The sequence below is a fragment of the Corallococcus aberystwythensis genome, assembly GCF_003612165.1.
Taxonomy (GTDB): domain Bacteria; phylum Myxococcota; class Myxococcia; order Myxococcales; family Myxococcaceae; genus Corallococcus; species Corallococcus aberystwythensis.
In genome coordinates, this window is sequence record NZ_RAWK01000131.1 from 14,109 (window position 1) to 27,983 (window position 13,875).

Annotated in this window: 16 protein-coding genes; 1 reads left to right on the forward strand and 15 read right to left on the reverse strand. The window is 69.3% G+C overall.

The genetic code is table 11. The annotated features are described in order from the left end of the window. Positions 1–287: 287 nt before the first annotated feature. The 5 genes from chrA to D7W81_RS42035 all read right to left on the reverse strand — a co-directional run bounded on the left by chrA (position 288) and on the right by D7W81_RS42035 (position 4,050). Positions 288–1,448 carry a chromate efflux transporter gene (gene chrA / locus D7W81_RS21900; RefSeq protein WP_120557341.1) on the reverse strand — a complete coding sequence of 387 codons (1,161 nt, stop codon included), beginning with the start codon at positions 1,446–1,448 and terminating at the stop codon, positions 288–290. A gap of 63 nt (positions 1,449–1,511) precedes the next feature. Then, positions 1,512–2,477, reverse strand: coding sequence for an endonuclease/exonuclease/phosphatase family protein (locus D7W81_RS21905; protein WP_120557342.1), 966 nt, complete (start codon positions 2,475–2,477; stop codon positions 1,512–1,514). Between the two features lie 132 nt (positions 2,478–2,609). After that, entirely contained in the window at positions 2,610–3,017 is a 408-nt protein-coding gene (locus D7W81_RS21910) for an arsenate reductase ArsC (protein ID WP_120557343.1), read from the reverse strand. Between the two features lie 218 nt (positions 3,018–3,235). Next, positions 3,236–3,616, reverse strand: coding sequence for a DUSAM domain-containing protein (locus D7W81_RS21915; protein WP_158621651.1), 381 nt, complete (start codon positions 3,614–3,616; stop codon positions 3,236–3,238). Then, complete coding sequence (locus tag D7W81_RS42035) at positions 3,613–4,050, reverse strand: hypothetical protein (protein ID WP_147445580.1); 438 nt, start codon at positions 4,048–4,050, stop codon at positions 3,613–3,615. Before D7W81_RS42035 ends, D7W81_RS21915 begins: the two co-directional genes overlap by 4 nt. 71 nt (positions 4,051–4,121) lie before the next feature. Here D7W81_RS42035 and D7W81_RS21920 point away from each other — a divergent pair, with 71 nt between their 5' ends. Beyond that, positions 4,122–4,682: a hypothetical protein gene (locus D7W81_RS21920; protein WP_120557345.1), complete on the forward strand. Its 561-nt coding sequence runs from the start codon at positions 4,122–4,124 to the stop codon at positions 4,680–4,682. A 3-nt stretch (positions 4,683–4,685) separates the two neighbouring features. Here the strand turns inward: D7W81_RS21920 and D7W81_RS21925 are convergent, their stop codons facing one another. The 10 genes from D7W81_RS21925 to D7W81_RS21970 all read right to left on the reverse strand — a co-directional run bounded on the left by D7W81_RS21925 (position 4,686) and on the right by D7W81_RS21970 (position 13,846). Next, the gene (locus D7W81_RS21925; RefSeq protein WP_120557346.1) at positions 4,686–5,570 is read right to left on the reverse strand and encodes a DUF3014 domain-containing protein; all 885 of its coding nucleotides are present in this window, start codon (positions 5,568–5,570) and stop codon (positions 4,686–4,688) included. Positions 5,571–5,644: 74 nt separating this feature from the next. Further along, positions 5,645–6,697 (reverse strand): hypothetical protein, encoded by a 1,053-nt coding sequence (locus D7W81_RS21930; RefSeq protein ID WP_120557347.1) that lies wholly within the window; start codon positions 6,695–6,697, stop codon positions 5,645–5,647. Between the two features lie 11 nt (positions 6,698–6,708). After that, positions 6,709–7,584, reverse strand: coding sequence for a ribonuclease H-like domain-containing protein (locus tag D7W81_RS21935; RefSeq protein ID WP_120557348.1), 876 nt, complete (start codon positions 7,582–7,584; stop codon positions 6,709–6,711). Continuing rightward, positions 7,584–8,021: a (deoxy)nucleoside triphosphate pyrophosphohydrolase gene (locus D7W81_RS21940; RefSeq protein ID WP_120557349.1), complete on the reverse strand. Its 438-nt coding sequence runs from the start codon at positions 8,019–8,021 to the stop codon at positions 7,584–7,586. The genes D7W81_RS21935 and D7W81_RS21940 overlap by 1 nt, the downstream gene beginning before the upstream one ends. Continuing rightward, the gene (locus D7W81_RS21945; protein ID WP_244227349.1) at positions 8,018–9,157 is read right to left on the reverse strand and encodes an outer membrane protein assembly factor BamB family protein; all 1,140 of its coding nucleotides are present in this window, start codon (positions 9,155–9,157) and stop codon (positions 8,018–8,020) included. Before D7W81_RS21945 ends, D7W81_RS21940 begins: the two co-directional genes overlap by 4 nt. 46 nt (positions 9,158–9,203) lie before the next feature. Then, positions 9,204–10,013: a tetratricopeptide repeat protein gene (locus tag D7W81_RS21950; protein WP_438503369.1), complete on the reverse strand. Its 810-nt coding sequence runs from the start codon at positions 10,011–10,013 to the stop codon at positions 9,204–9,206. A gap of 96 nt (positions 10,014–10,109) precedes the next feature. Continuing rightward, positions 10,110–11,519 carry a ribosome biogenesis GTPase Der gene (der, locus tag D7W81_RS21955; RefSeq protein ID WP_120557352.1) on the reverse strand — a complete coding sequence of 470 codons (1,410 nt, stop codon included), beginning with the start codon at positions 11,517–11,519 and terminating at the stop codon, positions 10,110–10,112. 67 nt (positions 11,520–11,586) lie between these two features. Continuing rightward, on the reverse strand, positions 11,587–12,540 hold the full coding sequence (gene era / locus D7W81_RS21960; RefSeq protein ID WP_120557353.1) for a GTPase Era: 954 nt from the start codon (positions 12,538–12,540) through the stop codon (positions 11,587–11,589). Between the two features lie 83 nt (positions 12,541–12,623). Then, positions 12,624–13,181, reverse strand: a complete 558-nt coding sequence (locus D7W81_RS21965) for a peptidylprolyl isomerase (protein ID WP_120557354.1) — start codon at positions 13,179–13,181, stop codon at positions 12,624–12,626. After that, the gene (locus tag D7W81_RS21970; RefSeq protein WP_120557355.1) at positions 13,178–13,846 is read right to left on the reverse strand and encodes a peptidylprolyl isomerase; all 669 of its coding nucleotides are present in this window, start codon (positions 13,844–13,846) and stop codon (positions 13,178–13,180) included. The genes D7W81_RS21965 and D7W81_RS21970 overlap by 4 nt, the downstream gene beginning before the upstream one ends. Between the last annotated feature and the right edge of the window lie 29 nt (positions 13,847–13,875).

Consider the following 13,875-nt stretch of genomic DNA (forward strand, 5'->3'; position numbering starts at 1 on the left):
GAAGTCTTCATGAGCTCCCCCCAAAGCAGCTGCTGCCTGCCCCTTACGGGCATGAGCCCGCAGTCCAGACAGTCATGCAAGGATACATCGGGAGGCATGTCGTGGAAGGCACACGGGCATCTGATTCCGTAGCAGGAAAAGACAAACATGAATGCAGGCCCAGAGGCCTTGGCCATACGGCGCCAATTCGCAGACGCATGGCCTCCGCTGCTGGGCGCCTGCGTTTGGCAGGCGCCCTTGGGCGGTACAGACGTTTCGGGGAGCCAGAACATCGTGAGACAGGCTTGTCACCAGGCCCGCAGCAACCCAACTGCGGCACCGCCCAAGACCAGCCAGGCCGAGTTGACCCGCCAGCGGAGAAGCAACACCGCGCCGAGCACGGCCAGGGCCATTGTCCAGCCATCCACCAGAGCCGCGCGCCCAAGCTGCCAGGTCACCACGGCCATGAGGGCCAGTGAGGCAGCATTGACGCCGTCGAGCACCGCGCCCGCGGTCCGGGACTGACGAAGCCTCGGAATCAGAGGGCCACTGAGGGCCACGAAGACGAAGGCGGGCAGGAAGATGCCCAGCGTGGCGAGCCCCGCGCCGGACGTGCCGCCCACCAGGTAGCCGATGAACGTCGCGGTGGTGAAGACAGGGCCCGGCGTGAACTGCCCCACGGCCACTGCGTCCAGGAGCTGGGCTTCCGTGAGCCAGCCCCAGTGTTCGACGAGGTCCGCTCGCAGGAACGCCAGCAGGACGTAGCCGCTGCCGAACAGCACGCTGCCGACCTTGAGGAAGAACAGGAAGAGCCCCCCGAGGCTGAACGGCACGGATGCCGTGGCTGTCACAGCCGCCGCGCCTTGAAGGGCGAACGGCACCAGGACGAGGGGCGACGTGGGAGCGGGTGCCGACCGCAACCGGAGCCATGCCGCCAGGGCGCCTCCGGCCACGGCCAGGATGAGTAGCTCGTTGACCCCGAGCGCGCTCGCTACGGCGGCGCCGATGGCCACGGCGATCCTTGGGCGCGTCGTCAGGGCCGTCTTGCCGAGGCCCCACAATGCCTGGAGCACCACCGCCAGGATGACGGGTTTGACGCCATACAGGAGGGCGCCGGCTTGGGGCAGGGTGCCAAAACGCACGTAGGCCCAGGCGGCCGCGAGCGTCAGGAGCATCGCCGGGACGATGAAGCACACGCCGGCGACGACGAGCCCGGGCCAGCCCGCACGCCGGTGGCCCAGGTGGATGGCCAGCTCGGTGGAGTTCGGGCCCGGGATGAGGTGGGTGGCGCCCAGCAGGTCGAGGAACTCCTCACGCGGCAACCACTGGCGCCGCCGCACGAGTTCGTCTTCCATCATGGCGATGTGAGCAGCGGGGCCCCCAAACGACGTCAGTCCCAGCCGGAGGAAGACCCGCGCGACCTCACCCAGGGAGCCCCGGGGGACATCGCGGGAATGCGTGGAGTCCATGCGCCGTAGAAGCCTCGTCGTGAAGCAGTCGTGAGCCGGGCGCCCGGCCCACACGGGTCGAGCTCAGCCGGTGATGTCGCAGCGCCCCCGCTTGATGTCGTGGTCCGACTCGGTCGGCTGGACTGGCACCACGCCTCCGGACAGGGTGGCGTTGTCGCAGGTCTGCCGGTTGAAGAACACGTAGTCCAGCTTCGAGTTCCCGTGGGTGGGCTGCATGTCGCGGCACGCCCCGTTCGGGCAGTACGTCCCGTCCGTCTGGTCCGCCTCCCGGAACTCGCCATCGCCGGTGTGCGAGCCACCCAGCGTCAGCCGGTAGATGTTGTCCATGTGCACCGACGACGGCCCGAGGTTGAAGTCGCCCGTCAAGGTCACGATCTTCGACGCGACGTGCGGGTTGGTCAGCGCCTCGATGGCCTCGAGCTGCTGCCGCTTCCCGTTCAGGTTGGCGTCGTCGTTCGCCGCCACCGCGAGGTGCGTGTTGCACGCGCGGACCGTCTTCGTGAAGCCGGCCATCCTGAACTCCCCGCACTGGAGGGAGAAGTGCTTGTCGCCATCCACGAACGGCAGGCCCGCGACCTCATAGGCGGTCAAGGTGCCGTGGACCATGAGCACCTGGCCCTGCGGGTACGGCGCGTCCTGACCGTAGGTGCAGGACGGGTGCGGCAGCGTCTGCGAGGTCGGGTCCGAGACCGGCCCGGTGCGACGCAGCGACTCGAACCGCAGGTTCCAGCCGCGCGGTTCGTAGGTGTTCCTCAGGTCCTGGAATTGAAGCCAGCCGACCTCCTGCAGTCCGACCACATGGGGCTGCCAGGTGTCGATCTGGTTCTTGAGCGAAGAGAGGTAGGCCGGGTTCCCCGCGTGGCCGCCCGGACAGCCCTCGATGTTGTGGCTGATGACCCGCAGGGGCTGGGTGCTCGCCAACGGGGCCGATGCGTGAGCGGTTTGTTGCTCCAACGCGTCGTCATCCGTGGCCCCGCAGGCGGTGAGCGCACACGTCGTCATCAGCAGTGACACTTTCAGTATTTTCATCCTTTCCAGATTAACCGACTAACCGGGGGGAAGCATCGCCGGGACCGGGCAGCAGGGCCCCGAACGACGTCAGCTCCAGCCGGAGGAAGACCCAGGCGACTTCGCCGACGGAGCCCAGGTGTGTGGGCGCCATCAGCGGGCCAGAAGCCAATGCTGGCGCGTCAGCAGGCCGACCACGCGGGCCCGGACTTCGTCACGGATCTCACGCACCCGGTGCATCGGCTGGCCCTTGGGGTCGTCCAGGGGCCAGTCGTCACGTTTCAGTCCCGGGACGACGGGACACGCGTCGCCACAGCCCATGGTGATGAGCCATCCGGCATTCCGGGCCAGTTCGTCCGTGAGGCGCCGAGGCAGGGCGCCGGACAGGTCGATGCCGGCTTCGGCCATGACGGCCTGGACCTCCGGGTGGACGCGCTCACCGGGCTGCGTCCCGGCGGAGAGGGCATGCGCCCGGGTTGGATCCGCGAGCGCGTTGAAGAATGCCGCCGCCATCTGTGAACGGCCCGCGTTGTGGACGCAGGCGAAGACGACCGTTTCCATCGCGCCAACTTCACCAGAGAAGCGGGGGATCCACCCAAACGGACGCGAAACGAACCCAGGCAGAAGGCCCCAAGACGCCCCAGAGACCTAGTTTACATAACGCTTCTTATCAGACGTTGTGACTAGGGGTTCCCCAAGGATTCCAAGCGCTTCCCCCGGCCCCCCTGGGCCCCCAGGACGTCCACGTAACTCGCCCCACGGCCCCATCGCGTCGGCACCTAGGTGTCGTCGAGGTCATCCACATGGTCCAGGTATGCCTGGAGCTGCGCCCGGTAAAGCGGAACCACCTCCGCCGCCATTGCGTCCTCAAGCACCTTCCTCGCCCCAGCCCTATCTCCGCTCTCCTTGAGCAAGTCCGACGCTCCGAACGTGCGTCCAAGGCGATACGTGCCCTCGCGCGTCCGTCGATGGATCTCTTTCACGAGCGCGGCTGTATCCGGCGCGCTGCCAAGGGCTGACTCGGCGTCCGCGCGAGTCATTCCCACCTGTGGCGCCATCCTGCGCAGGAGCGCGGGCAGCTCAGGGTCTTGCGGCAGCTCCGCGCCGTTCGCGAGCGCCAGACCCAGGTCGATTACCTTCCGCCAGTCATCGGACGTCACTGCGCCACCCCTGGCCCGCACATGTCGAACGGCCATTGCCGCTGCCCTTTGCAGCGCTCCATGCACGAGCCACACGGACCTCCCCAATGCGGCTTCTTCGTGGACTGGCACCGGGCATACATGTCGATGCAGTGTTGCCGCCAACCATCGTCCGCGTCGTCATTCGCAGCTGTGCTGGTCGCCTTTTCGAACTCACGGGTGCCCTGCATCAACGTCGCGGCTTCGCTCTCTGTCATCCCGCATGCTTCGGGGAGCCGGTGCTTCTTGAGGCAACACACGGTGCTCAGGTCGCCCGGCCGGCACGCGTCCGCCGCTTGCGCCAGGTACTCGCCCGTGGAGCGGCGACCCGGCGCATGCGCGACGGTTGAGCAGCCCGAAATGAACGCCAGGCAAAGCCCGGCGGGTACCCATCGAATCGCGTTCATGTCGACCACCCACCTCCAGCCTCCAGGCCCTGGAATCTCATGCTTCCCGAGCCCGGGTCCGGAACGTACCTTGCCGCCCCATGAGCCTCTTCCGACGAACCGGCCTCGCCGCGCTGTGCGGCCTCACCGCGGCCCTGCTCACGGGCTGTCCCGACAAGACGTCCCAGGCCCCCCTGGACGGCGGCGTCACGGCCCCTACGGCGCCCCCGGACTCGGGCCCCGAGTCCGTCGTCTTCACGCTCCAGTACCTGTCGCCGGATGGTGGCTCCGCGCTCATCCCCCTGGCCCTGGAGGAAAAGCCGCTCGTGGAGCCCACCTCCGACCTGGAGCTGCGCAGCACCCTGGGCCTCAAGAACTACCGCGTCCGCCTGATGGACGAAGCCGACCGGGCCATGGTCTCCGACGACTCCGTGTCCGAGGCCGATGACGGCCTCGTCTACCGCATCCACCTGCCGCAGCCGCTCAAGACCGGCTACTCGTACACCCTGGTCGTCGACTCGCAGACGGGCTCGTCGTTCCAGGACTCCCGCGGCCGCGACGTGGAGGACCTCCGGGCCTCGTTCCAGATCATCGGCGACAAGGAAAAGGCCAAGCCGCCTCCGCCGCCCCCCGCCAAGGGCGGCAAGAAGAAGCACAAGTAGCCGTCATTCCTGGGTTTCGGACTGCCCCGGCGCCTGATCCGGCAACGGTTCGGGCGTCGCCGGCGCGGGCGTCGGCAGGTTCAGCGCCGTTCGCAGCTCCCGCAGCTTCGCCTGGATGAGCCGCATGTTCCCCGGGCCCATCCGCAACAGGTGCTTCTGGGCCTTGCTCAGCCCCTCCAGCTCCGGCGACGCATAGACATACAGCGCGCCCTTGGGCTCCACCTCCACCGGCCCCTTGGGCACCGGCACCGCCAGCAGGTGCTGGATGGCCCGGCCGAACGCCGTCTCGAAGCCTTGATCCGGCGGCGCGATCTCCCGGTACGCCTGGTCGATGAGCGGCTTGAGCTCCCGGTACACCATCGCCGCGCCGGACGCGTCCAGCGAGCCCAGCACCCGGGCCACCAGGTCGTATCTCGCGTAGCTCAGCGGCGCGATCTCCGCGCGCCCGTTCGCCCCGGCCGTGCCCACCTGGAACGCCCCCACGGGCGCCATGAACAACAGCGAGGCCCGGGGGCTCTCACCGTCGGCGATGTTGTTCACGGACGCGGTGAACCGGCGCGCCAGGTCGCGCTCCTGGAGCCACCGCGCCAGTTCCGGGTCCACCGACAGCTTGCCCACCAGCTCGCGGATCCGGCCGTCACTCTCCGGCAGCGACACCTCCGCCGGTGCCTCCGCCACGCCCGCGTCCACCACCGGGGGCGCCGTCACCACGGGCGGCTGCTCGGACTGGCGCCGCATGCCGAAATACGAACCCACCACCCCCAGGACCATCAGCGCGATCAAGATGCCCAGGACCTTGCCGCGCGACGGAGCGGCCTTCGGCGGCTCGGCGTCCGGCGGCGGTGGCACTCCTCCAGGGCCCTGATTCACGAAGTTCGGATCACTCATGGTCCCGGACCTTACAGACAGGCCTCCGAGCCATTCCACGCGGGCGTCAACAATCCGCGCCGCCGGTGTTCACCTCACCGCGCGCCGAGGACCTCGTCGGGCAGCCGCCAGAGCTGCCCGTCCTCGGGCGACAGCACGAAGCCGCCGGGCAACAGGTGCACCGACGTGACGGCCTCCGTGGACAGCGGCAGTTCCCACGCGCACACGGGCCGCAGCGACACGGGGTCCAGTTGAAGCAGGTACCACTCCCCCGCCTCCAACAGGTCCTCCACCGCCACCAGCACCGCCTGCCCTGTCACCAGCCCGGTGTACCCCGTGGCGAGCGTGCCCTGTTCCGGCAGCAGGAACTCCGCCGCCTGTGTGGCCTCCGGGTATGTCCAGCGCCGAACCCAGGTGCCCCCCACGCCGATGAAGCCCGAGCCGTCCGGGAAGAAGCCCGCCGGATAGAACGGCGCGTCCACCGACGCCAACGCCGCCCGCCGCTCGAGCCCCGCCGCGCCACGCTCCACGAACGTGAGCCACGTGCCCTCCTGGCCCTGGCTCACCGCCACGCCCATCACCGGCAGGCTGGGATGCGGCATCCATTCGTGCAGCCCCTCCAGGTCGTCCTCGCCCGAAGGGGGCGCGTCCAGCCCGAGCCCCGCCTCCGTCCCCGCGACGTCTGATAACGTTCGGGAATCCAGGACGTGCACGGACGCCCGCCCGTCCAGCGCGCCGCTCGCCCACAGTCCCTGGCCCGTGACGTCGAACCCCAGCGCCTGCGTGTTCCGCGTCCAGGCCCGCGCCGGCGTCTCCACCGGACTCCCATCCGGTGCCCGGCCCACCATCTCGATGCGCCCCGGCCCCAGCACCGCCACGCCCTGCAGCGACGGATGCAGCGCCACGAGCTGCGCCGTCCGGGGCAGCTCCAACGCACGCGCGGGCGGCCAGGCTTCCGTCGCCCCCAGCACCGCGAGCCGCCTCGCGCCCACGGCCAGCCCCACCGCCTCGGCCGAGGGCGTCAGCACGAAGCCGTCCCCCGCCCACTCCGCGTCCGTGAGCGGCAGCGTCGTGAGCCGGGTGAGCGCCACGCGGCGGCTGGGAATGCCCCAAAGGGCGCCGGGCCGCGGCCGGCCGACCCAGGGCACGACCTGGCCGCTCAGGAATCCTGCTCCATGGCCCGCACGCGCGCGAGCGTGTCCAGGTCGCGCTCGGTGGGGCCCAGCTCCAGCAGCAGCCGGCTCACGTCGTACAGCAGGTCGCCGCGCTCAAACACTTTCAACCGGGGAACGTCCAGGTTCAGGTCGTCCGCGCCCTTGTTGTACGAGAGGTCCATCAGCGACCGCAGCTGGAACGAGTCGTAGAGGTTGTACTCCACCAGGTAGCGCAGGGCCTCCACGTCACCGCGCCGCAGGTACGCGCGCCACAGCAGCACCGCGTCGTAGCCGTTGACGCCCTTCAGGTGCGGCGGCCGGCCCACGCCCAGCTTGTCCTCGATCTCCTTCAGCCCGCCGCCCATCCCCAGGCGCCGCGTGACGAAGCGCAAATCAATGTGCGCCTCCGGCACCGGGAAGTTCTTCGCGCCGAAGTACTCCTTGAGCACCGGCACGTCGAAGCACGAGCCGTTGAACGTCACCCACAGCCGCCGCTTCGCCATCGCGTCCGGCAGCGCGTCCATGTTCCGGCCCTGGATGAAGACGTGCAGCCCCGCGGCGTCGAACAGGCTCACCACCGTGGGCACCTGCGTCTGGCTGCCGTCCGTCTCGATGTCGAAGTAGACGGCGTCGTCCTGGAACTCCGGAAACAGGCGCCAGTGCTCGCGCGGCGGCACCAGGCGGGCCAGCTCCTTCAGGTCCTTCCGGGCCAGGGCCTCGCGCGCCTCCGCGATGCGCTGGCGGGCCACCGTGTCCGCCTTGCGGCTGATGACGATGCCCCCGTCGGGGAAGTCATCCCAGGTCCGGATGCCCTTGGACCACAGGTCCTTCTCCCGCCACGGCCCCACGCCGGGGATGTGCTGGAACGTGTGCAGCAGCATCAATCGAGCGCACCCAGCCTTCCCGCCAACAGGTCGTCCAGGAGCGGCACGTCCGCCTCGCAGAACGGCAGCGCCTGCATCTCCGTGGGCGTGTGGAATGCCAGCTGGTGCGCGCCCAGCGGCTTCGGTTCGCCGGACTCAATCGTGGCCGCGAACAGCACCAGCTCCACGGTGAGGTCCGGGTACGTGTGCCGGCCCTCCCACAGGCGGCGGCCCACGGACAGCGCCACGTCCAGCTCCTCGCGGCACTCGCGCGCGAGGGCGGCCTCGTCCGTTTCGCCCGCCTCCACCTTGCCGCCGGGGAACTCCCAGAGGAGCGCGCGGCTCCCACCGGGGAGGCGCTGCTGGACCAGGTACCGCGGCCCGCCGTCTTCCGGGCCGGGCCGGGGAATCAGCGCGGCCACCACCCGCACCGTCCTGGGCACGGCGCGCGTCACCCGCGCGGCCCCTTCTTCACGTTGTTCAGGTCCAGCGCGTACAGGTACGCGTTGTTGGACAGCACGTACACCCGCGAGCCCACGACGAACGGCGGCGCGGAGATGCCCACGCCCGGGTTCCACGACAGGCGCGTCTTGCCCGTCGTCGGGTCCACGAACAGCAGCGCACGCTCGTTGGGCACCAGGAGCATTCCCCGGGCCAACACGGGAGCGAGCGCCGTCCTATCCTTGAGGGGAAGCGACCAGATGAGCTTTCCCGTCTCCCCCAGGTAGGCGTCCACGCGGCCGTCGCCAGTGGCGAACACCACCTCGCCCCGGGACAGGAGCGACGTCAGGCCGCCCACGCTGGTGTTCCAGATGACGGCGCCGCTGTCCGCCTCCAGGGCGTACAGGCCGCTCTTGTACGACGCGACGTAGAGCCGCCCGGCCGAGTCGATGGCCGGCGTGGTGTCCACGTCCAGGAACTCCGTGCCCGAGCCGGACAGGGACTTCTCCCAGACGACGCCGCCGTCCTCCACCTTGAGGGCGACAATGAACCCGTCGGAGAAGCCGACGTACGCGGTGCCCTGGTCCACCCTCGGCGCGGAGGCGCCCCGGATGGTGAAGCCCGACGGCGGGTCGCGCCGGTACTGCCACACCCACGTGCCGTCCGTCGCCTTCACCGCGAACACCGTGTCGGTATCCGTGGTCACCAGCACCAGGCCGTCCGCGAGCACCGGCACCGTGGCCAGCGATTCGCTGGTGGCGTACTTCCACTTCACCGCGCCGGTGCGGCCGTCCAGCGCGTACAGCACGCCGTCACCGCCGGGCAGGTAGATGACCCCCTCGCTGGCGATGCCCCCCGCGAGCGCCCGGGCGCCTGTGCGGAAGGACCAGGCCACCTGCCCGTCCGGCCCCACCGCGCGGACATAGCCGTCACGCGTCTGGGCAATGACGTTCCGGCTCTCCGGGTCGTACACCGGGGAGGCGGGCTCGCGCGGCGAGTACTCCAGCAGCGGGGTCTTGTCGACCAGCCCCTTCCACCAATCCACCTGGAAGTAGTCCACCGGCGGCTGACGGGGCGCCGCGGGCAGCTCCGGGTTGCCGTACAGCGGCGCACCCGCGCACCCGGCCAGGAGCCCCGCCCCGGCCACCATTCCCACCCACCGCTTCCACCGAGCGAGCCGCATGGTCATGAGCGCGCTACGGCTGCCCTGCGTCCGTGGCCGTCGCGGCGGGCGGCGCCGGCGTGGGAACCTTCACGCCCTCCGCGGCCAGCACCGCCATGCGCTCGGTGGCCTGACGGGCCGCGGCGCTGCCCGGGTGGTCCGTCGGAATCTTCGACAGGAGCTGCGCGGCCTCGTCCTTCTTGCCCTGGAGGATGAGCATGCGGGCCTTGTGGTAGGCGCCCATGCCGACGAGGTACTCGCCCGTGTCCGCCTTCTCCATCGCCTCGAAGGAGGTGATGGCCTGGGCGTAGTCGCCCTTGGCCTCGTAGGCGTAGCCCTGACCTTCCAGGGCGCCCGCGCGCAGGGCGTCGTTCTCCGGAGCGCCCTTGAGGAAGACGTCCAGGGACGCCAGGGCCTCGTCGTTCTTGCCCAGCCGGAACTCGGCCTTGGCCTGCGCCAGGGCGGCGGTCGTCGCCGAGCGCGTGCCCTCGTGCTCCTTGCGGAAGGCGGCCAGCTGCTTCACGACCTCCTCGTCACGGGCCTGCACCGTGGCGAACGGGGGCTCCGTGGCCGTGGGGTCCGCCGGGTCCACGCCCGTCACGGGGCGGTCCAGGACGGTGAGCGCCTGGCCCAGGGCCATGGCGGCCGTCTCCTCGCCGCGCTTGGACACTTCGCTGACGATGGCGAAACCCACCGCGCCCAGCACCAGCACGCCGGCGCCAATGGCGAGGAACTTCTGGCGCTGCATCAGCCAGTCGCGCGCATCCGCCCCCGCCTTCTGGAAGGCGTCCGGCTGACGAAGCTCCTGCTGGCGAATCTTCTCGGTCTTCTGCTGGGCCACGATGAAGGGACCTCTCTACCGGCTCGACGGTGCTCTTCGCTCTGGGAAAGCGGCGCACTGTAAAGAGCGCCCGCTGGGAGTGTCAACGCGTGTGCGCGGTCAGTCGCGCCCCGCGCGCTTGCCGCCCTTGCCACCCTTGCCCGCCAGGTGCGGCTTCTTGCGCGCCTCGCGCTTGGCCTTGCCTGGCCGCTCACGGAAGAGCAGGCGGATGGGGACCCGCAAATCGAACGTCTTGCGGATCTGGTTGGTGATGTACCGCTTGTACATGTCCGGCACGCCCTGCGGTTCGTTGCAGGTGAGGGTGAACGTCGGCGGGGCCGCCGCCACCTGGGCGATGTAGTACAGGCGCAGCGGCTTGCTCTTCACGATGGGCGCCGGGTTGTTGTCCACCATGTAGTCCAGCAGCTTGTTGAGCTGCGGGGTGGGCGCCCGGAAGCGGAACTGCTTGGCCAGCTCCACCGCCACGTCCACCACCTTCTCCACCTTGGAGCCGTGGAGGGCGGACGTGAAGATGACCGGCGCGTAGCCCACGAACTTGAGGGCGATCTTGAGGTCTTCGCGGAAGGCGTCCTGGCGGCGCTTGTCCTCCGCGATGAGGTCCCACTTGTTCACCACGATGACCAGCGCGCGGCCCCGGTCCATGGACAGGCCCGCGAGCTTCGCGTCCTGATCCACCGCCGGCTCCGTGGCGTCCATCAGCAGCACCGCCACGTCGCTGCGCTCCAGGACCTTCAGCGCCGCGATGACGGAGTACTGCTCCACCTGGTGCGCGATGGTCTTCTTGCGCCGGATGCCCGCGGTGTCCGTGAGGATGAGCTGGTTGCCCTTGTACGTGACTTCCGAGTCGATGGGGTCACGCGTGGTGCCGGCGACCTCGCTGGTGACAACGCGCTTCTCCTTGAGGATGGCGTTGACCAGGGTGCTCTTGCCCACGTTGGGCCGGCCGATGATGGCCACGCGGATCTTCCCGTCGTCCGGCGGCGCCTCCGAGTCCTCGCCCTCCTGCTTCTCCGGGAGCTTGGACACGACGGAGTCCATCAGGCTGCCCATGCCCAGGTTGTGCTCGGCGGACATGGCGGTCACGTCGCCCAGGCCCAGGCGGAAGAACTCGCCCGCCAGCGACTGCATCTGCCCGGACTCGTTGTCGAGCTTGTTGGCCGCGACGACGACGGGCTTGCCCGCCTTGCGCAGGTAGTTGGCGACGGCCTGGTCCGCGGTCGTCATCCCCGCGCGGGCGTCCACCACGAAGATGATGACGTCGCACTCCTCCACCGCGAACTGCGCCTGCTCGCGCACCTGCTTGAGCAGCGAGTCCTTCTCACCGGGGACGAAGCCGCCCGTGTCGATGAGGGTGAAGGCGCGGCCCTCCCACTCCGCGTCGGAGTAGTGCCGGTCGCGGGTGACACCCGGCTCGTCCTGCACGAGCGCGATGCGCCGGCCCACCAGGCGGTTGAACAGCGTGCTCTTGCCCACGTTGGGGCGACCGACAATGGCGACCAGCGGCTTCATGGAGTCTCTTTCGACAGCGACGACTTCAGCGGCAACGACATCAGCGGCACGGACTTCAGCGGCGACATCACTCGTAACCCAACTTCCTCAAGCCTGCGGCACGCTCGCTCCAGCGGGCCTCCACGCGCACGCGCAGGTCCAGGTACACGTGCGCGCCCAGCAGGCGCTGCACCGACTTGCGCGCGTCCGTGCCAATGAGCTTCAGCATCTGCCCCTGCTTGCCAATCAGGATGGCCTTCTGGCTGTCGCGCTCCACGTAGATGGACGCCGCGATGCGGATGAGGCCGCCCAGCTGGCCGGGGGGCGTGCCGGGGCGCGGCTCACGCTCGGACTCATCGAACACGTCCACCAGCACCGCGGTGGAGTACGGAATCTCCTGGCGGCAGTGACGCAGCACCTGCTCGCGGATGTACTCGGCCACCAGCACGCGCTCCTGCTGGTCCGTGAGCATGTCCTCCGCGAAGAGGGGCTCGCCTTCCGGCAGGTGGCCCAGCACCACCTGGAACAGGTGGTCCACGCCGTCCTTCTCCCGCGCGGAGATGGGCACCACCTCCGCGAAGGGGAACTCCTGGCCGTAGAGCGCGATGAGCGGCAGCAGCTTCGACTTGGGGATGGAGTCGATCTTGTTGATGACCAGGAAGGTGGGCTTGCCCACCTTCTCCAGCCGCTCGAGGATGGAGCGGTTGCCCGGCGTCACGTCCAGCGTCTCACCCTGGGGCGGCTCGATGAGGAAGAGGACCAGGTCCACCTCCTCGGCCGCGGAGAGGGCGGCTTCCACCATGTAGCGGTTGAGCTCTCCCTTGGCCTGGTGGATGCCGGGCGTGTCGAGGAAGGCCACCTGCCCTTCCGGACGCGTCACCACGCCCAGGATGCGGTTGCGGGTGGTCTGCGGCTTGGGCGAGACGATGGCGATCTTCTCGCCGGTGAGCGCATTGAGCAGCGTGCTCTTGCCCACGTTGGGCCGGCCGATGAGCGCGGCGAAGCCAGCGCGAGGGGTCTTCTTCTGGGACTGAGAGGCCATACTTCCGGAGATGATCAGTGGGCCTTCCGACTGCTTCACGGGAAGGCCCCGGGGGAACGGCTATGAACGGCGGACGGCTTGCTTTACGACGGCCGCGCCGTGGAGATGGTCAACTGCTGGATGCGCACGTCCCGGCGGGGACGGTCGTTTGAATCCTTGGGAAGCTCATTGGCGATGCGGTCCACCACGTCCTGCCCCTCCACCACCTCGCCAAAGATGGTGTACCGGTTGTCCAGGTGGGGCTGGGGCGCGGCGGTGATGAAGAACTGACTGCCGTTGGTGTTGGGGCCCGTGTTGCCCATGGCCAGCACACCTTTCCGGTCAAAACGCCGGCCACCCTGGAACTCATCCTCGAAACGGAAGCCCGGGCCGTTGTTCCCCCGGCTGGTCGGATCCCCGCCCTGGATCATGAAGTCCTTGATGCAGCGGAAGAAGAGCGTCCCGTCGTAGAGCGGGCGGCCATGCTGCGGCTGGAACGTCACCGGGTCCGTCCACGGCTTCTCGCCCGTGGCCAGCCCCACGAAGTTCTCCACCGTCCGGGGCGACTCCTTGGAGAACAGGCGCACCACGATGCGCCCCTCCGTGGTGGTGAAGGTTCCGAACAGCTCCGTGCCCGCGCGGGCCTGCTCCATGAAGCTCATTGCGGGGCGCTCTTGGGGGCGGCGGGCTTGGGCGCGGCCGGCTTCTTGGGCGCCTTTTCACTCAGTGTAATCGTTTCCAGGACCACGGGCGTCTGCGGGCGGTCCTGCGCGCTCCGGGGCACGTTGCCAATCTTCTCCACCACGTCGTAGCCCGTGACGACCTCACCGAAGATGGTGTGGCGGCCGGTGAGCTGCGCGGGCGTGGAGGTGGTGATGAAGAACTGGCTGCCGTTGGTGTTGGGCCCGGCGTTGGCCATGGCCAGGATGCCCTGCTTGTCGAAGCTGCGGCCGCTCTGGAACTCGTCCGCGAAGCGGTAGCCCGGGTCGCCCCTGCCGGTGCCGGTGGGGTCGCCGCCTTGAATCATGAAGCCCGGGATGACGCGGTGGAAGACGGTGCCGGCGTAGAGCGGCTTGCCCTTCACGGGCTCTCCCGTCGCCGGGTCCGTCCAGGCCTTCTCGCCCGTGGCCAGGCCCACGAAGTTCTCCACCGTCTTGGGCGCGTCCTTGGAGAAGAGCTTCAGGGTGATGACGCCCTGGCTCGTCTTCAGGGTCGCGTAGACGTCCTTGCCGGCCCGGACCTTCTTCGTCCAGGGGCCCGCGGCGGGCTCGGCGGCCAGGGCCACGACGGCGGCCAGCGCCACGGTGATACCGAGAAGACGGTGCATACGGGACAGCCTCCAGGGCAGGAAGGCGC

Coding starts and splice junctions, on each gene's coding strand:
- D7W81_RS21925 (WP_120557346.1), bottom strand. CDS start 5,570: ATGAGTGATCCGAACTTCGTGAATCAGGGCCCTGGAGGAGTGCCACCG.
- der (WP_120557352.1), bottom strand. CDS start 11,519: ATGAAGCCGCTGGTCGCCATTGTCGGTCGCCCCAACGTGGGCAAGAGC.
- D7W81_RS21920 (WP_120557345.1), top strand. CDS start 4,122: ATGAGCCTCTTCCGACGAACCGGCCTCGCCGCGCTGTGCGGCCTCACC.
- D7W81_RS21905 (WP_120557342.1), bottom strand. CDS start 2,477: ATGAAAATACTGAAAGTGTCACTGCTGATGACGACGTGTGCGCTCACC.
- era (WP_120557353.1), bottom strand. CDS start 12,540: ATGGCCTCTCAGTCCCAGAAGAAGACCCCTCGCGCTGGCTTCGCCGCG.
- D7W81_RS21935 (WP_120557348.1), bottom strand. CDS start 7,584: ATGCTGCTGCACACGTTCCAGCACATCCCCGGCGTGGGGCCGTGGCGG.
- D7W81_RS21945 (WP_244227349.1), bottom strand. CDS start 9,157: ATGGTGGCCGGGGCGGGGCTCCTGGCCGGGTGCGCGGGTGCGCCGCTG.
- D7W81_RS21965 (WP_120557354.1), bottom strand. CDS start 13,181: ATGAGCTTCATGGAGCAGGCCCGCGCGGGCACGGAGCTGTTCGGAACC.
- D7W81_RS21970 (WP_120557355.1), bottom strand. CDS start 13,846: ATGCACCGTCTTCTCGGTATCACCGTGGCGCTGGCCGCCGTCGTGGCC.
- chrA (WP_120557341.1), bottom strand. CDS start 1,448: ATGGACTCCACGCATTCCCGCGATGTCCCCCGGGGCTCCCTGGGTGAG.
- D7W81_RS21910 (WP_120557343.1), bottom strand. CDS start 3,017: ATGGAAACGGTCGTCTTCGCCTGCGTCCACAACGCGGGCCGTTCACAG.